Source organism: Methylocystis sp. sgz306128 (assembly GCF_056032725.1).
This window is the reverse complement of sequence record NZ_JBVYWO010000002.1, coordinates 218,844-235,825: the sequence shown is the minus strand read 5'-3', so window position 1 is coordinate 235,825 and position 16,982 is coordinate 218,844. Positions and strand designations below refer to the sequence as shown.

At 60.3% G+C, this 16,982-nt stretch carries 21 protein-coding genes; 14 read left to right on the top strand and 7 right to left on the bottom strand.

Annotated features, from left to right (window positions below):
• Positions 1-2 precede the first annotated feature (2 nt).
• Positions 3-464 (top strand): PaaI family thioesterase, encoded by a 462-nt coding sequence (locus tag AC0N03_RS04995; RefSeq protein ID WP_474287467.1) that lies wholly within the window; start codon positions 3-5, stop codon positions 462-464.
• Here AC0N03_RS04995 and AC0N03_RS04990 read toward each other — a convergent pair whose 3' ends face one another.
• Entirely contained in the window at positions 465-1,343 is an 879-nt protein-coding gene (locus tag AC0N03_RS04990) for a DMT family transporter (RefSeq protein WP_474287466.1), read from the bottom strand.
• 76 nt (positions 1,344-1,419) lie between these two features.
• Positions 1,420-2,610 carry a tRNA 2-thiouridine(34) synthase MnmA gene (gene mnmA, locus AC0N03_RS04985; protein ID WP_474287465.1) on the bottom strand — a complete coding sequence of 397 codons (1,191 nt, stop codon included), beginning with the start codon at positions 2,608-2,610 and terminating at the stop codon, positions 1,420-1,422.
• A gap of 267 nt (positions 2,611-2,877) precedes the next feature.
• Here mnmA and sciP point away from each other — a divergent pair, with 267 nt between their 5' ends.
• Positions 2,878-3,153, top strand: coding sequence for a CtrA inhibitor SciP (gene sciP / locus AC0N03_RS04980; RefSeq protein ID WP_474287463.1), 276 nt, complete (start codon positions 2,878-2,880; stop codon positions 3,151-3,153).
• A gap of 42 nt (positions 3,154-3,195) precedes the next feature.
• Here the strand turns inward: sciP and AC0N03_RS04975 are convergent, their stop codons facing one another.
• From AC0N03_RS04975 to AC0N03_RS04965, 3 genes are all read right to left on the bottom strand, one after another.
• Complete coding sequence (locus AC0N03_RS04975) at positions 3,196-3,831, bottom strand: FMN-binding negative transcriptional regulator (RefSeq protein ID WP_474287462.1); 636 nt, start codon at positions 3,829-3,831, stop codon at positions 3,196-3,198.
• 7 nt (positions 3,832-3,838) lie between these two features.
• Complete coding sequence (locus tag AC0N03_RS04970) at positions 3,839-4,861, bottom strand: lysylphosphatidylglycerol synthase domain-containing protein (RefSeq protein WP_474287461.1); 1,023 nt, start codon at positions 4,859-4,861, stop codon at positions 3,839-3,841.
• A 157-nt stretch (positions 4,862-5,018) separates the two neighbouring features.
• Entirely contained in the window at positions 5,019-5,405 is a 387-nt protein-coding gene (locus AC0N03_RS04965) for a flagellar export protein FliJ (RefSeq protein WP_474287460.1), read from the bottom strand.
• Between the two features lie 375 nt (positions 5,406-5,780).
• Here AC0N03_RS04965 and ctrA point away from each other — a divergent pair, with 375 nt between their 5' ends.
• The gene (gene ctrA, locus AC0N03_RS04960; protein WP_474287459.1) at positions 5,781-6,482 is read left to right on the top strand and encodes a response regulator transcription factor CtrA; all 702 of its coding nucleotides are present in this window, start codon (positions 5,781-5,783) and stop codon (positions 6,480-6,482) included.
• A 226-nt stretch (positions 6,483-6,708) separates the two neighbouring features.
• On the opposite strand, the gene rcdA is transcribed toward ctrA, so the two are convergent.
• Positions 6,709-7,260: a protease adaptor protein RcdA gene (gene rcdA, locus AC0N03_RS04955; RefSeq protein WP_474287458.1), complete on the bottom strand. Its 552-nt coding sequence runs from the start codon at positions 7,258-7,260 to the stop codon at positions 6,709-6,711.
• A gap of 371 nt (positions 7,261-7,631) precedes the next feature.
• Positions 7,632-7,838 carry a DUF1192 family protein gene (locus AC0N03_RS04950; RefSeq protein ID WP_474287456.1) on the bottom strand — a complete coding sequence of 69 codons (207 nt, stop codon included), beginning with the start codon at positions 7,836-7,838 and terminating at the stop codon, positions 7,632-7,634.
• Between the two features lie 84 nt (positions 7,839-7,922).
• Here AC0N03_RS04950 and AC0N03_RS04945 point away from each other — a divergent pair, with 84 nt between their 5' ends.
• From AC0N03_RS04945 to AC0N03_RS04895, 11 genes are all read left to right on the top strand, one after another.
• On the top strand, positions 7,923-8,906 hold the full coding sequence (locus tag AC0N03_RS04945) for an NAD(P)H-quinone oxidoreductase (protein WP_474287455.1): 984 nt from the start codon (positions 7,923-7,925) through the stop codon (positions 8,904-8,906).
• Positions 8,907-9,084: 178 nt separating this feature from the next.
• A complete protein-coding gene (locus AC0N03_RS04940) occupies positions 9,085-9,798 on the top strand; it encodes a DUF1013 domain-containing protein (RefSeq protein ID WP_474287454.1) in 714 nt (237 codons plus the stop codon).
• On the top strand, positions 9,799-10,197 hold the full coding sequence (ybgC, locus tag AC0N03_RS04935; RefSeq protein ID WP_474287453.1) for a tol-pal system-associated acyl-CoA thioesterase: 399 nt from the start codon (positions 9,799-9,801) through the stop codon (positions 10,195-10,197).
• A 73-nt stretch (positions 10,198-10,270) separates the two neighbouring features.
• Positions 10,271-10,831: a NifU family protein gene (locus AC0N03_RS04930; protein WP_474287452.1), complete on the top strand. Its 561-nt coding sequence runs from the start codon at positions 10,271-10,273 to the stop codon at positions 10,829-10,831.
• Between the two features lie 13 nt (positions 10,832-10,844).
• The gene (gene tsaB, locus AC0N03_RS04925; RefSeq protein WP_474287451.1) at positions 10,845-11,531 is read left to right on the top strand and encodes a tRNA (adenosine(37)-N6)-threonylcarbamoyltransferase complex dimerization subunit type 1 TsaB; all 687 of its coding nucleotides are present in this window, start codon (positions 10,845-10,847) and stop codon (positions 11,529-11,531) included.
• Entirely contained in the window at positions 11,532-12,005 is a 474-nt protein-coding gene (locus AC0N03_RS04920; protein WP_474287450.1) for a GNAT family N-acetyltransferase, read from the top strand. It begins immediately after the preceding gene.
• A gap of 19 nt (positions 12,006-12,024) precedes the next feature.
• A complete protein-coding gene (locus tag AC0N03_RS04915) occupies positions 12,025-12,861 on the top strand; it encodes a lysophospholipid acyltransferase family protein (protein WP_474287449.1) in 837 nt (278 codons plus the stop codon).
• Between the two features lie 116 nt (positions 12,862-12,977).
• A complete protein-coding gene (miaB, locus tag AC0N03_RS04910) occupies positions 12,978-14,372 on the top strand; it encodes a tRNA (N6-isopentenyl adenosine(37)-C2)-methylthiotransferase MiaB (RefSeq protein WP_474287448.1) in 1,395 nt (464 codons plus the stop codon).
• A complete protein-coding gene (locus tag AC0N03_RS04905) occupies positions 14,369-15,424 on the top strand; it encodes a PhoH family protein (protein WP_474287447.1) in 1,056 nt (351 codons plus the stop codon). The genes miaB and AC0N03_RS04905 overlap by 4 nt, the downstream gene beginning before the upstream one ends.
• The gene (gene ybeY / locus AC0N03_RS04900) at positions 15,421-15,912 is read left to right on the top strand and encodes an rRNA maturation RNase YbeY (RefSeq protein WP_474287446.1); all 492 of its coding nucleotides are present in this window, start codon (positions 15,421-15,423) and stop codon (positions 15,910-15,912) included. The genes AC0N03_RS04905 and ybeY overlap by 4 nt, the downstream gene beginning before the upstream one ends.
• Positions 15,909-16,955: a hemolysin family protein gene (locus AC0N03_RS04895; protein WP_474287445.1), complete on the top strand. Its 1,047-nt coding sequence runs from the start codon at positions 15,909-15,911 to the stop codon at positions 16,953-16,955. The genes ybeY and AC0N03_RS04895 overlap by 4 nt, the downstream gene beginning before the upstream one ends.
• The last annotated feature ends 27 nt before the right edge of the window (positions 16,956-16,982 follow it).

Here is a 16,982-nt window from a genome sequence, read left to right as displayed (position 1 = left end):
ATATGCCTGAACGGGAGGCACAGGGCATGGATCTTGCGGCTCATCTGGCCGAAAATGTCAGTAAGGCGATGCAGGCGCGTGATCCCGGCTTCCGGGAGGCCAGGATCCGTGTCGATTCCGTCGGCCCCGGCCGGGCAGTGCTGTCGTGCAGCGTGACGCCGGAGATGATGAATGCGCTTGGGCTGTGTTCCGGCGCGGCCATTTTCGCGCTGGCTGAACGCGCCTTCCTTCTGGCGGCCAACAGCCATAACCAGCGCGCCGTCAGCCAGAGCGCCTCGATCCATCACCTTGCGCCCGCGCATGAGGGCGACCGCCTTGTCGCCCGGGCGCGCGAGATCAGCCGGTCTGGCCGAAGCGGCCTCTACGAGGTTGAAATCACACGCGAAAGCGGGCCGGTGATTGCCGTATTCCAGGGGCAGGCGCGCACGGTGCGCGGAACCTGGGTACAGGCCTTCGCGCCCTGATCAGGCGGATGTGGCCTGATTTTCAAGCCATGCGCCAAAAATACCGGAAATTGCGATCATCGCCGCACCGACCAGCGCCAGCGCCGTCGGGGCGGAGCCCGACAGCAGAAAGCCGAACATCCCCGCGAATACCAGCTGCACATAGCTGAACGGCGCGGCAATCGACACGGGCACGTCGCGATAGGCGGCGATCAACGTGATATTGGCCAGCGCGGCAGCGACACCGACAATCAATGTGAGACCCAGATCAGACCATTGCGGGGTCACCCAATGCCAGGGCAGGGCCAGCGAAATGACGACAAGGCCGACAAGGCCGGTGTAAACCAGCATGGACATCGGGCTTTCGTTCTTCATGAAGCGCGTCGCCAGAATGGCAAGACTGGAGCCGAGCGCCGCGACGAAGGGCAGAACCGCAGCCCATTGAAAAGCGCCCGTGCCGGGCTGCACGATCACCAGAACGCCGGCAAGGCCGATGATCGCCACCAGCCAGCGCCGCCCGGCGACATGTTCGCCCAGCATGGGCACGGACAAAGCCATGATCAGAAACGGCGCGGAAAAGGCAATCGCCGTGGCATCGCCGATGGCCATCTTTTGCAGCGACATCACGAAAGCAATGGCCGACATGACGGTAAAGAGGCCGCGCGCCACCTGCCAGCCCGGCAGTTGCGTGCGCAGGGCCGCAAGAAACCGGCGCCCCTGCCACAGCAGCAGAAACACGACGAAGACAAGATAGCGCAGCCAGGCCACTTCCAGCGGCGGCAGACTGCGCGTCTGCAACTGGGCAAAGGAATCCGAAATGGCGAAAAACAACGCGGTCAGAATGACAGCCGCAATAGCCCGGCCCGCGGCCCTGCCATAGCCCAGTGAGATTGCCGTCATGTCTTGAAACTGCCTGCTGTCAGAAGAAAAGCGCCGGCCAACATGCCGACGCTTTGCAAAAGCATAAATGATTCTCTCAGCCGTTCAATGCAAAGGACGCACGCTCGTCTGCATTTGGCACGGGGTGTTGCAAATGTGTCGAAAGAATAAAGCCCCCGCCCAGAACGCGGCTGCGCGGATCGAGGCTCTCATAAAACACGCAGGCCTGCCCCGGTGAAACGCCGTCCTCGCCCTCGAGGAGATCAACCCGCACTTCATCCTCATCGACGCGCAGATGCGCCGCGACCGGCGCGCGCGTCGAGCGCACCTTGACGAAAAGGTCGAGTCCCTCCGGCGGCAAATGCATAAGCGGCGCATCCCCCAGCCAGTTGATGTCGCGCAGGACAAGGGATTTCGTCGCCAGCATGGAACGGGGCCCGACAATCACCTGCGCGCGCTCCGCATCGAGCCGGACCACATAGAGCGGCTCGCTGCTGGCGATGCCCAGTCCCCGGCGCTGGCCGATCGTATAATGGATGATGCCCTGATGGCGACCGAGCACCCGCCCGTCGACATGAATGATTTCACCCGCCTGAACCGCATCCGGCTTCAGGCGCTCGATGATTTCGGTATATTTGCCGCTTGGCACGAAGCAGATATCCTGGCTGTCGGCCTTGTCGGCAATGGCCAGTCCGAAACGACGGGCCAGTTCGCGCACATCCGGCTTGGTCATGTCGCCGAGCGGAAACCGCAGCATCCTGAGCTGCTCCGGCGTGGTGGCGAAAAGAAAATAACTCTGGTCGCGATCAGGATCGGCGGCGCGATAGAGCGCATGGTGATCGCCGACGGGCCGGCTGGCGACATAATGGCCGGTGGCCAGAATATCGGCGCCCAGTTCTATCGCGGTTTCAAACAGATCGTTGAACTTGATATGCTGGTTGCAGGCGACGCACGGAATCGGCGTCTCGCCGCGCGCGTAGCTCAAGGCAAAATCGTCGATGACCTTGGCGCGGAAGCGGCTCTCATAATCAAGGACATAATGGGGAATGCCAAGCCGCTCGGCAACAAGCTGCGCGTCATAGATATCCTGCCCGGCGCAGCAGGACCCCTTGCGATGCGCGGCGGCGCCGTGATCATAAAGCTGCAGGGTGATGCCGAGCACGTCATAGCCCTCGCTGTGCAGCAGCGCAGCAACAACGCTCGAGTCGACGCCGCCGGACATGGCAACGACAACACGCGTATCTTCAGGCGCCTTGGCCAGACCAAGGCTGTTCAGGGGTGCGTTCATTCTCTTTGATCCTTTCCGGTTCAAGGCCGGAAGTTCCACATGTCAGATGTTCAAACGTTTTTTTTGAAAAGATGCAAGATATTTATCTGCCCGGCCGGCCCTGTACCGTTCAGAAACACTTTTGCGCCCGCTCTAATGAATTGGAAAGAATTGGACGCATTTTCAATGGGTTTTGGCTAAAATCCTCGATAATGACTTCAGCCTTTTTTAAATAACCTGCGTTACCGTGACGTCATTGAGTAATGAGTTTTGTCAAGCGAGTGTCACATGGTTGAAACGCATCGTCCGAGGGTCAAATATGTTATTGGGCCGGATGGAAGTCCTCTCACAATAGCAGATCTTCCGCCCTCCAATACCCGTCGCTGGGTCATACGGCGCAAAGCCGAAGTGGTTGCGGCAGTCAGGGGCGGCCTTCTTTCTCTCGAGGAAGCCTGCAGCCGCTATACGCTCACCGTGGACGAATTCCTGTCCTGGCAGATTTCAATCGACCAGCACGGCCTTGCCGGTTTACGCACAACACGTATCCAGCATTACCGCCAGTAATATTGACCGACGTCACGGTCAACCGGCCGGAACATTATTTGATTAGTCGATTTTGAACGGAACAAGCGCCGACATTGCTCTCGCATCGGCGCTTTTTTCTTGCGCCAGACCGGCCCTGACACCTTGCTGATCTGCGGCTGTCCTGTTCTGGCTGAGTTTCCATTTGCCTTCGATGCGGGCGATTTCGATTTCCAATCCGACTATAGCGCGCTTCTGCATGGCAATAAAAGCGTCCGGCGCATCGCCGACAGCCCAGGGCTTGTCCCGGCTGTCCTCATTGCTGCGGGTCAGCGCCTCGATCTGCTCGCCGACCCAGACCGGATCGTCATGTATCTTCACCCGGCCATAGACATGCACCTGAATATAGTTCCAGGTTGGCACGACCTTGCCGGTTTCCTGCTTGCTGGGGTAATAGGACGGGCTGATGTAATGATCGATGCCTGAAAAAATCACCAGCGCATCGGGATGTGCCGCAAACACCTGCCATTGCGGATTGGCGCGGGCAAGATGAGCGCGCAACCGGCCGCGGACGCCAAAATCGCGGTCCAGCACGAATGGCACGGGATTGGCGGTCAGCCCGTCGTCGCCATGCGAGACGAGAATGCCCAGCGGATGCGCGGCGATCAGATCGTGCTGCGTCGCAGGATCGTCGATCTGGAAATGCGCGGGCAGATACATGTTCGCTCTACTTCTTCTCGCGGTGGTGAGCCATGTGACGCAATCTGTCGGCAAGACGCTGGCGTTCAAACAGGAGCACGGTGACGATGGCGAGCGCCAGCGGCAGAATGAGATAAAGGAAGCGCCAGACCAGCAGGGCGGCAACGATATCGGCCCGCGAGGCATCCGGCAGCGCCTTGACAAAGACAAATTCCAGCACGCCGAGCCCGCCGGGCGCGTGGCTGATCAATGCGGCCGAAAATGAAGCGAGAAACACGCCCAGAATCGTGAAAAAGCCCGGATTGCCCGCCTCAGGCAGCGCGAAATAGATAATCGCGGCGGCGCCGAGCAATTCCAGCGGCCCGGCCATGAGCTGGCGCAGGGTGATGCCAAACTCCGGATAGGCCAGGTTAACAGCAGGCGTCGCCAGCTTGCCAAGATTGAACCTGCCAATCCGGATCGCCGGCAGGGAACGGCTGCGGATCGTCAGCGGCGGAAACCGGAAGGCCGAACCCAGCAGATACAGCACGATGAACCCGATCATGCCGACACCGATAAGCCGGAGCGTCAGCAACGGCAGATCGACAATATGCAGCATCACCTCGGGTTCGAACAGAAGCACGATCCCGCCAAGGGATATTGTGCCCAGCGCAAAGGTGAACGCCGTGAAGGCAACCAGAAGCCCCACCTCGCTCAGGGAAAGCCCTTTGGTGGAATAGGCACGATATCGCACCACCGCCCCGGAAAAGACCGAGGCGCCGATATTATGCGAAAGGGCATAAGTGGTGAAAGAAACGATGGAAATGAACCGCCAGCCCATCTTGTGGCCGAGATGCATCAAAGCGATGCGGTCATACCAGGCGAGGGCGGCATAGGCGATGAACGAAGCACCCACGGCAAACAGCCAATGATGCAGGGAAATCGCCGACAGACTCTGCTCGACATCTCCCAGAGAGAGATTTTTCAACTCGCCATGAAACAGCCGATAAACCGAATAGGCTAAAGCGCTGAGGCCAAAGACCGGCCAGAAATAGTCCAGATGACGTTTCATATGGCTCCGCACCGCTACGGCAAGGCTTCACCGGTTCCGCAAGGCAAAACCGCCAGCCGCATTCCCCGACAAGACGAACAGCTTGTCCTAGCAGGCGAAGCGAAACGCGTCCAGCCGCCAATGGAGCCGGACACAGGCATTTTCAGCATTCAGTTTATCAGGCGATCATGCCCGGCGAAGCAACATGCTTTGAGTCGCCGGAGCGAAGTTCGCTGCGCTCGCGTCCATCCAGCGCCTCAACTTTCTGAAGATCCTCCAGCGCCAGTTCGAGGCGTCCGCGCAGGTCGTCGATCTGCGCGCGCAGTTCGTCGACGGACTGCTTCAGATTGTCACGCCGCACCCGGGCTGAGCGGGCATAGGTCGGGTAAGCGAAATGGGTCGGGTCGGTGATGCCCGACTTGCTCTCCTCGGAGATAATCTCTTTGTCCAGCTCGATGACCATGCGGCTGAACTCGTTGATCATCAACTCGATTTTGGCGATCCGGCGACGATGGTCGTCGACCTGGAAGCGCTTGAGACGAAGAAGACTGTCTCGGGATTTCATACGCATTACTCCACTGGATATATAACTGAAATGACCAACCAAATTGTCAAAAGAACCGCGAGACAGATACAGTATGACCGAGGGAGGTTATTGTTTTGTTACCAAATCCGGCGGAATTGTCCGAAAACCGCGAGAAACATGTGCTGATGCGGGACAAAGGCGTGCCGCCGCTGCGCCTCATGCAAAAATATGCCGCTGCGAAAAGAATTTTCTTTCTTAATCCTTCACGGCTCAATTAGACTTTGTTAACCATTGTTCTTTAGTTTTGAGTCGAGTGTAACAGGGGAAATCTCCCTGAAGTTAATTTTGGGCTGCCGCCCGGATCTGAGCGCATAAGGCAAGGCAGGATCCTGGGGGCATGGGCGGGGAAAAAACATGCGCGTACTTCTGATAGAAGACGATAGCGCTACAGCGCAAAGTATTGAATTAATGCTCAAATCGGAAGCATTCAATGTGTATACGACCGATCTGGGCGAGGAAGGCATCGATCTCGGCAAGCTTTATGATTATGATATCATCCTGCTGGACCTGAACCTGCCCGACATGTCCGGCTATGAAGTGCTGCGCTCGCTGCGCGTCGCGAAAATCAAGACGCCGATCTTAATTCTTTCCGGCCTTGCCGGCATCGAGGACAAGGTCAAGGGTCTCGGCTTCGGCGCGGACGACTATCTGACCAAGCCCTTCCACAAGGATGAGCTCGTCGCCCGCATCCATGCCATCGTCCGCCGATCGAAGGGTCACGCCCAGTCGATCATCGTCACCGGCGATCTCATCGTTAACCTTGACCAGAAGACCGTCGAAGTCGGCGGCAACCGCGTGCATCTGACCGGCAAGGAATACCAGATGCTGGAACTGCTCTCGCTGCGCAAGGGCACGACGCTGACCAAGGAAATGTTCCTCAATCATCTTTACGGCGGCATGGACGAGCCGGAACTGAAGATCATCGACGTGTTCATCTGCAAGCTGCGCAAAAAGCTCGCCAATGCGTCAGAAGGCCTCAATTATATCGAGACCGTCTGGGGCCGCGGCTATGTGCTGCGCGAGCCCGGCGAATTTGAAGAGCGCATTCCCGCCTGATTTCGCCCGCTGAACCCCGCCAGACTTAAAAGCTGCTCACATGTGAGCAGCTTTTTTTATGGGCGGCGCTATCGGCTCAGGTCAAAGCAGCGCCCTCTTCCACTCTAAATGCATTGAATTCTTAGCCAGCCAGAGTCAACGTGGCTGGACCTGTGTTCGCAAACCTGCGCGTACTTTGGAATGAACCGGGCCGTGGTTCAGCGCGCAATATACGGAGCAAATTGTTTCAGACGTTGCGGATAGGGGCTCTGACAGGCGCAGGAAACGCATTTTCCAGATGGCGCTGAAGCGTGTTGACGGGGCGCTGGAACTCGATATCAGGCGCCGTCTCGGCGGCCAGAAGCAAGTCCAGGTGCTGGATGCGCTGCTGAATGCGCAGGGATTGCAAGCATATCTCCTGCAATTCCGGAGGCAACTGCTCAAACTGTCCGCCGGACGAGACAAGTTCCTGCGCGGCAAAACGCATTTTCGCCTTGTCCGCGCGCGCCTCCTCGAGCGTGAGTTCGCCCTCGTTCAGGGCGCGCTGATAGAGCAGCCAGGATGCGATATGCATCAGACGCGTGGTCAGGCGCATGCTTTCGGACGTGTACGCCAAAGCCAGCGTGCGCGGCAGAACCTTGGCGGCGCTGCGGCCCTCGCCATCGAGATAGGCGGCGGCCTTCTCCACCAGCGCCATGCCTTCCCGGAACAGATCCCGGAAGCTCTGCGACGTGATCATCCTGCCGCCAATGGATATGGCGACCGGGGATTCGGCAAATCGGGGGGGAAAGCTCGACATGATCATGCGCCTCACTTCATGGAATTCGGTAATCCAACATCCGCAGGGATGCAATCAATATTTTGTTATGGATAATGCAAAATGAACGCCATGCGCATTACATGACCAGATAATGGCGAAAATATAGTTAATTCACACAATTAATTATTTCACGTCGCTGCTGTTTCAAAAAAAGGCCATCTCAAATGTCCGGAGATGGCCTGATAGTCCAACAGGGAGTCACGAACCCATGCGGCAAGGAAGAAAGGACGTCGCAAAGGTCAGTATCAATATGAAGCAAAATCCTTAACAGAGGATTAACTTTGCCTCATTTTGAACGAGCTGTGCCAATTTGGGACAAGCGGCATCCGGCAATTTGTCCCATCCGGGCTTCAGCTTTTAAAAAACCCATCGGCAATGGATTTGGAGGCCAGCTTGCGGGCGCGCATTTGCGCCACACGCTCCAGTTCCTCGCGCAGTCTGGCGGCAAGTTCGTCAAGCTCGTGAACGGAGAGCGCATCAAGATTCGCTCCGAGTTCGTACGCCGCTCTGGCCTTGCGCGGCGCGGCGCCCAATATGTCGTCCGGATCAATCGCCATCTTGCCCTCCGCGCGGATTGGTTGCACCCTGATTATATCATCTGAATGCCGCAGGCCAATGCGCCGAAACAAGGATCGACCGGAATGCTGATGAACGTGATCGAAATTTCCGCCGCGGGCGGGCCGGATGTGCTCAAGCCGGCGCAAAGGCCCATCCCCATGATCGGCGACGACGACATTCTCATCAAGGTCGAGGCTGCCGGCGTGAACCGGCCCGATGTGATGCAGCGCATGGGCATCTATCCGCCGCCGCCCGGCGCGTCCGACCTGCCCGGCCTGGAGGTTGCGGGAAAGGTTGCCGCCGCAGGGCGGAACGTGCGCCAGTTCCAGCCCGGCGACGCGGTCTGCGCGCTGACTGCGGGCGGTGGTTATGCCGAATATGCGCGCGCGCCCGCTGCCCACGCCCTGCCCGTGCCAGCCGGCCTGAGCATGGTTGAGGCCGCCGCAATTCCGGAGACCTTTTTCACGGTCTGGGTCAATGTGTTCGAGCGGGGCGGCCTGAAAACCAACGAATGGTTTCTTGTCCATGGCGGTTCATCCGGCATCGGCACCACGGCGATCCAGCTCGGCAAGGCGTTTGGCGCGCGCGTCATCGCCACCGCCGGCAGCGCCGCGAAATGCGCAGCATGCCTTGAATTGGGGGCCGAGGCCGCCGTCAATTACAAAGAGGCGGATTTTGTCGCCGAAACAAAACGCATCACTGGCGGGCACGGGGCGGATCTCATCCTCGATATGATTGGCGGCGATTACGTGCAGCGCAATTACGAGGCTGCCGCGCTGGACGGACGCATTGCCCAGATCGCCTTCCAGCAGGGATCGAAAGCGCTGGTCGATCTGCGGCTGCTGCTGACCAGAAGGCTGCATCACACCGGTTCGGCGCTGCGCCCGCGCACCGACGCCGACAAGGCCGCAATCGCCGCCGCGCTGAAACGGCATGTCTGGCCGCTGCTGGAAAAGGGGCTGTGCAGGCCGGTGATTGATTCCACATTCAGCCTGACGCAGGCGCCCGAGGCGCACAGGCGGATGGAAAGCTCGGGACATATCGGCAAGATCGTGCTGACGCTCTGAAAATCCGGCGTGAAAATTGCCGTCCGCCAGCGATAGAATTTGCCTTTGAACGCGCTTGCGCATATAGAGGAGCTATTCCCGTCATGAACAAGAATAGAAGGGACGCGCCTCACAGCCCGTTCCTGCCCCGAAAGGGCCTGACTTGGCATGGCCGCAAGCAAGATCGATGGAGTTTTTTATGAGCAACGCCCCCTTGATGCCGAAGGCAACCGCCGTATGGCTCGTTGAAAATACATCGCTGACGTTCCAGCAGATCGCGGATTTCTGCAAGCTCCATCCGCTCGAGGTGAAAGGCATTGCCGATGGCGAAGTCGCCACCGGCATCAAGGGCCATGATCCTGTGACTTTCGGCCAGTTGACGCGCGAGGAAATTGCCAGAGGCGAGAAGGACCCTGACCATCACCTCCAGCTCGCCGTCTCCAAGGTGAAACTGCCTGAGCCCAAAAAAATCCGCGGTGCCCGTTACACGCCGCTCTCGCGCCGGCAGGACCGGCCGAACGCCATTTTGTGGCTGCTGCGCAACCATCCCGAGCTCAAGGACGCCCAGCTGATGCGTCTTGTCGGCACGACAAAGACGACGCTGGATTCGATCCGCGAGCGCTCGCACTGGAATTCGGCAAACCTGACGCCGATGGACCCCGTGACGCTTGGCCTCTGCTCGCAGATCGATCTCGATTTCGAGGTGGCGCGCGCCTCCAAGGACAAGCCGCGCGTCGAGGAAGATCGCAGCCAGACCCTCGTCTCCGCGGAAGTTACGACGGGCCGCGCCGCACCGGAGCGCACCTCGGAAGAGGAAGTGTTCGGCATCCGCGTGCCGCAGGCGCCCAAGGACGACGAAATCGATGTCGACAGCGTCTTTGCCCAGCTCAAAAGCCTGAAAGACAAGGACTGAATGTCCGGCTGGCACCATGAGATCCGCGTCTATTATGAGGACACGGATTTTTCCGGGCTTGTCTATCACGCCTCCTACCTGCGCTTTCTGGAGCGCGGCCGCACGGAGGTTCTGCGCGCGCTCGGCATTCTGCAGTCCGAGGCGCATGAAGGCGAGGCGCTCGCCTTTGTCGTGCGGCGGATGACGATCGATTTTCTCAGGCCGGCACGCATGGACGACCTCATCCGCGTCGAAACGCAAGTCGCGGAAATCGGCGGAGCGTCGCTGCTGATGCGGCAGAAGATCCTGCGCGGCGAAACCTGCCTGATCGAGGCGGATGTAAAGATCGCCGTGATGAAAAATGGCCGTGCGGCGCGTCTGCCCGACAGTCTTCGCGCAGTTTTGTCGCAAAACACTTGATCCGCAGTCAAAGCGGGGTCATATAGAATTGTTATCCACCTCCGGCCTTGAACCGGCGTGTCAGGAGCTGAACATGTTTATCCAGACTGAATCCACCCCGAATCCGTCCACACTCAAATTTTTGCCCGGGCGCAGCGTGCTTGAAGGCGGCGCCGTCGAATTCACCAGCATCGAAGACGCGCGCCAGTCGCCGCTGGCTTCGGCGCTGTTCGCCGTCAATGGCGTCACCAATGTATTTTTTGGTTCGGATTTCGTTTCCGTGACCAAATCCGCCGGCGAATGGCAGCATCTGAAGCCTGCGATTCTCGGCGCGATCATGGAACATTTCATGTCCGGAGCGCCCTTGCTTGAGGGCGAGGCCGCCGCCGACAGCGATGGCGGCAGCGAATTCTTCGCGCCGTCGGACGCTGAAACGGTCGCCACCATCAAAGAATTGCTGGAAACGCGCATACGCCCGGCGGTTGCGGGAGACGGCGGCGACATCACCTTCCGCGGCTTCAAAGATGGCGTCGTTTTCCTGAAAATGAAGGGCGCCTGCTCGGGCTGCCCGTCCTCGACGGCCACGCTGAAACATGGCATTCAGAACCTGTTGAAACATTTCCTGCCGGACGTGCGTGCGGTCGAGCAGGTCTAACTTCGGAATCGGCATGAATATTCTCGCGCTGGATACATCACTGGGTGCAGTATCAGCCTGTGTCCTGCGCGTGGAAGACGATGCCGTTCTGGCCCGTGAGACAATTGAAATGGAGCGGGGCCATGCCGAGGCCCTGCTGCCTCTGGTCGACCGCGTGATGTCGCAGATCAAGGGCGGTTTCGATTCGCTGGGCCGTATCGCCGTTACTGTCGGCCCAGGCTCGTTCACCGGCATACGTATCGGCATTTCGGCGGCGCGCGCGTTTGGCCTGGCCTGCGACGTGCCCGTTGTCGGGGTCTCGACTCTGGCGGCACTGGCCGCGCCGCTCATCCGGCAGGAGCCGCGCTGGACCACGGTCGCCGCCATCGATGCCCGCCATGGACATATTTACGTACAGGCATTCACGCCCGAGGGCCGCACATTGGTGACGGCGCGCCATGCGCCGGTGCGCGAAACCGTGCGGCTGTTTGGCTCCGGCCCGCTGCGCCTTTCCGGCTCGGGCGCGCAGGCGGTCGCCATAGAAGCGTGGGGCATGGGCCTCAAAGCCGAAATCGCTGACGTGCTGAACGCGCCGGACATTACCTTCGTCGCGCGGCTCGGCCTGCTTGCGGACCCGGATACCGCCGCCCGCCCGCTCTATCTCAAGGCGCCCGACGCCAAGCCGCAGACTGCCAGACGCCTGCCGGTGATGGGTGCATGAATGTTTGGTCTGTTCAGATCGCCGACGCCTTCCTTCCGCGCCCTGACCAGCCGCGATGGCGGCGAATGCGCCGCGCTTCATGCGCCGGCCTTTGCCCATCCCTGGAGTCGCAGCGATTTTGAAAAGCTGCTTGCCGACAGGTCGAGCATAGCGGACGGCGCATTCATCAGCCGCGCGATGGCCGGATTCTGCCTGGCGCGCCATGCGGCGGGAGAAGCGGAGATTCTCACCATCGTCGTCGCTGAACACGCGCGTCGCAAAGGCATTGGCCGGGGCCTTCTGGCCCATTGCATCGCACGTCTGGCTGCGGCAGGCGCGCGCGAGCTTTTTCTGGAAGTGGAAAGCGGCAATGCCGCGGCAATCGCGCTTTACCGCGAGTTCGGCTTCGCTCAGGTGGGCGAGCGTCCCGCATACACCCGTCTCAGAGACGGAACTCTGGCCAAAGCGCTGATCATGCGGCGCGCCCTGACATGAGGTGTCACGCGATGGTCAAATGGATGGGCAAGATTCCGTCATGATGATCACCCTGCGCCTTGGCCTTATTCTGCTGCTTGTATCGGCTTTCGTGCTGATCGGCATTCCGTTCAATGCGCTGGCGCGCCGGTTTTACCCGCGCCTGCAGGCCTTCATTCCGCTTCTCTTCCACCGCTGCCTGATCCGCATTCTGCGTCTGCGCGTCCACAGGCTCGGCGAGATCGCCGCGCCGCCGGCGCTGCTCATTCCCAACCATGTCTCGTGGACGGATATTTCCGTCATCGGCGCGCTGGCGCCGCTCTCCTTCGTTGCCAAGAGCGATGTGGCGCACTGGCCGGTCTTCGGACGTCTCGCCAAAGCGCAGGGGACAGTCTTCGTCGATCGCAACCGGCGCTCCGGCGTGCACCGGGTCAATCTTGCCATGGCGGAGCGGCTCAGGGCGGGGCGCTCGGTGGTGTTGTTCCCCGAAGGCACGACGGGAGACGGCAACCGCCTGCTGCCCTTTTTCACGTCGCATTTTGCCGCCGCGCGCGAAGTTCTGCGGCAGAACCCGCATCTGCGGTCGATCCCGGTTCAGCCGGTTTCCATACTCTACCAGCGCCGTCAGGGCATGAACATGGATCGCCTGACGCGGGCGCATGTGGCCTGGTATGGAGATACGACGCTGCTGCCGCACCTGCTCTGGCTGTTGCGTCAGGGGCCGTTCGACGTGACGCTGAAATTCCATCCGCCGCTGGCATTCGAGCGGGGCACGGACCGCAAGCATCTGGCCCGGATTGCCGCGCATCATATCCGCGCCGGAAATTATGCGCTCAATTACGGGCGTGGTGGCCGATTGACCCCGCCAATGGTGTGAAAGGATGCTGCGCAGCCCTTCTCAAGACCTGACAAAAACCGTAAACTGCACATGATTTTTATGGGCTTGCCGCTCCGGATGGCCTATAAAGCGAAAATACCCAAAGCCGAGAGTCAATGTCATCCTCTGAACCGCAGACATCCCAAAAACCGAAATCGAACCGGCGCAAGCTGTTCATCAAATCCTATGGCTGCCAGATGAATGTCTATGACGCCGGACGCATGGCGGATGTACTTGCGCCCGAAGGCTATGAGGAAACGGCACAGGCCGATGACGCCGACCTCGTCATTCTCAACACCTGCCATATCCGCGAGCGCGCCTCGGAAAAAATATTCTCCGAACTCGGCAAGATCCGCGAGATCAAGGACGCGCGCGCCGCGCAGGGCGCGGAAATGACCATTGCCGTCGCCGGCTGCGTGGCGCAGGCCGAGGGACGCGAGATTTTCCGCAGGCAGAAGGCCGTCGATCTGGTCGTCGGGCCGCAGAACTATCATCGCCTGCCGCACCTGCTGCGCAATGCCCGCGACAATGGGCCTGTGCTCGATACGGACTTTCCCGTCGAGGATAAATTCGATTTTCTTGCGCCGCCAAGCCCTGAAAAGACACGTTCGCGCGGCGTGACCGCCTTCCTGACGATTCAGGAAGGGTGCGACAAATTCTGCACGTTCTGCGTGGTGCCCTACACGCGCGGCGCGGAAGTTTCCCGTCCGGCGGCCAAAATCCTCGGCGAGGCCCGCGTTCTGGCTGAATCGGGCGTGCGGGAAGTGACGCTGCTCGGCCAGAACGTCAATGCCTATCACGGCGAAGGGCTGGACGGGAAAATCTGGCCATTCGAGCGTCTTGCCGAGGAAATAGCCAAGGTTCCCGGCATTGCGCGCATCCGCTATTCGACGAGCCATCCGCGCGACATGAGCGAGGGCCTGCTGCGCGCCCACCGCGACCTGCCGGCGCTGATGCCTTACCTGCATCTGCCCGTGCAATCCGGTTCAGATCGGATTCTCCAGGCCATGAACCGCGATCACAGCCGCAACGAATATTTCGATATTGTGGCGCGGCTGCGTGAAATGCGGCCCGATATCGCGTTGTCCTCGGATTTCATCGTCGGCTTTCCGGAAGAATCGGATGAGGATTTCGCCGACACGCTTGATCTTGTCGAGAAGGTGAGATTCTCGGCGGCATATTCCTTCAAATATTCGCCCCGCCCCGGCACGCCCGCTGCCGGAATGGCGCAGGTGCCCGAGCGGATCAGGCAGGAGCGTCTGGCCACGCTTCAGCGGGTGCTGGATGCCCAGAAGCAGGCGTTCCACGAACAGGCGCTCGGCCAGACATTCGATATCCTGTTTGAAAAGCCGGGCCGCAAAGCCGGGCAGATCGGCGGCAAATCGCCCTATCTGCACGGTGTCCACTGCGAAGGTCCGCCGCACCTAATCGGCCGGATCGGCAGGGTTGAAATCATCGCTACCGGCGGCACGTCGCTGCAGGGGCGCTTACTTGAAGGCGAGGAACCATGAAAGCTTCCGACCGGTCCGCTCCCACAGATCTTGCACTGAAGGCAGAACAGGCGGGCGCCGAGCCGCAGGTGGAAGCTGCTCTCTCCTTTGAGGATAATCGCGTCGCTTCGGAAGTTTTTGGCCAGTATGACCAGAATCTCGCCCAGATCGAGCGCAAGCTCAACGTCATCGCCCGCGCCAACGGCAATCAGATCACACTGAAAGGCACGAGCGAAGCCTGCGCCTATGCCCGGCGTGTGCTGGTGGCGCTGTACACGCAGGCGCGCAACGGGCGGCCGATCACCATGGGCGATGTCAACGGCGCCATTGCCGAGAGCGCCCTGCAGGGCCAGCTTTTCCCGAAACAGACGCCAAGCGCGGCGCAGGTGGTGTTCGACCAGATCGGCACGCGCAAGCGCGGCCCGGTCAAGGCGCGCAATGTCGCGCAGGACATATATCTGCGGGCGCTCAAGCAATATGAACTGGTGTTCGCCGAAGGGCCGGCGGGCACTGGCAAGACATGGCTTGCCGTCGGCCATGCCGTCGCGCTGCTCGAACAGGGTGTTGTCGAGCGGCTGATCATCTCCCGCCCCGCGGTGGAGGCGGGCGAGCGTCTCGGCTTCCTGCCCGGCGACATGAAGGAAAAAGTCGATCCCTATCTGCGCCCGGTGTATGATGCGCTGTTCGATTTCATGGAAGGACGCGTGGTTGAACGCGGCATGCAGACCGGCATGATCGAGGTCGCGCCGCTGGCCTTCATGCGCGGACGCACGCTCTCGCATGCCGTTGTCCTGCTCGACGAGGCGCAGAACACCACCTCCATGCAGATGAAAATGTTCCTCACCCGTCTGGGGGAGGGATCACGCATGATCATCACCGGCGATCCGACGCAGACCGACCTGCCGCCGGGCCAGAAATCCGGCCTGGCGGAAGCCATCGATCTGCTGTCCGGGCTGGAGGGGATCGGGCATGTCAGGTTCAAGGATGTCGACGTCGTGCGTCATGATCTGGTGCGGCGCATCGTCGGCGCCTATGAAGCCGCGGCCAGGCCGCCGCAAGGTCTGCCAAGATGATGGAACTGGATTTCGCGATCGAATCCGAACTCTGGCAGGGCCTGCCCAACGCGCAAGAACTGGGGCGCACAATGTTGGCCAAAGCTGCGGCGCTGAGCGGCAAGGCGCTGCACCCTGACGCCGAGATCAGCATCGTTTTATGCGACGATGCGGCGATCCGCACCCTGAACAAGCAATGGCGCAAGATCGACAAGGCGACAAATGTGCTGTCGTTTCCGGCGGGGGACATGAACAATCTTGCCCGTTCGCCGCTGCTGGGCGATATTATCCTGAGCTTCGAGACGCTGGAGCGCGAAGCCGGGGCCGAGGGCAAGACAATGGCCGATCATTATTGCCACCTGATCGTTCATGGCTTCCTGCATCTGCTCGGCTTCGACCATGAGACCGAGGCCGAAGCCGAGGAGATGGAAGCGCTCGAAATCAGAATTCTCGCGGCGCAGGGCATCGCCAATCCCTATGCCGAGCCGGAGCCGGGGACCGGACAATGAGCGACGATCCGTCCAGACCGGCGCAGGGCTCCGCGCAGGATCATAAGCCGGGGCTTTTCGAACGCCTCAAGATGCTGATCGGGCTTGGTGCGCCCTCTGTACGCGACGATATCGAGGATGCGCTCGAAGACACCAAGACCGGCGATGATTTCTCGCCGCAAGAACGCGCAATGCTCAAGAACGTGCTTGGCCTGCATGAGGTGCGGGTCGAAGACCTGATGGTGCCGCGCGCGGATATCATCGCGGTGCAGTCTTCGGCCAGCCTTGCCGAAGTACTGTCCATGTTCCGCACGGCGGGACATTCGCGCCTGCCCGTTTTCCATGAAACGCTCGATGATCCGCGCGGCATGGTGCATATCCGGGATTTTCTCGATCATCTGGCGGCGCGGGCGGAGATCGGCAGCAATGGCCGCCGCCGCAAGACAGCCAGTCAGCCGCGAGTCGGGGCGCTTGATCTTTCCGTGCCGCTTGCCAATGCCAAGATCCTGCGCCCGGTGCTCTTCGTGCCGCCTTCGATGCCCGCTCTGGATCTGCTCATCAAGATGCAGGCCAGCCGCACCCATATGGCGCTGGTCATCGACGAATATGGCGGCACCGACGGGCTGGTTTCCATTGAGGATATTGTCGAAACCATCGTTGGCGATATCGAGGACGAACACGACGAAAGCGAAGGCCCGACCTTCCAGCGCAATGAGGACGGCTCGATCACAGCCAGCGCCCGCGCCAGCCTCGAAGAACTTGCCGAGGCCTGGGGACAGCCGCTGGCCGATGTCGAGGAGACCGAATCCATCGATACGGTAGGCGGCCTTGTCACCTCGCTGGCGGGCCGTGTACCGGTGCGCGGCGAAATCGTCGCCGGCGAGGCCGGACTCGAATTTGAAATTCTCGATGCCGATCCGCGGCGGGTGAAGCGGGTGCGCATCGCCTGGCATGCCTTCGAAGCCGACAGCGCCGCCGAAGCGGCCAAAACGCCGGCGCGGCAGGCTGCGAAGCGAAAGTCCGCGCATAATGAATCCGACAACCCCGATTCCAAACCGGATTAAATTCGCTAGACTCTGCGCGCAGCGATT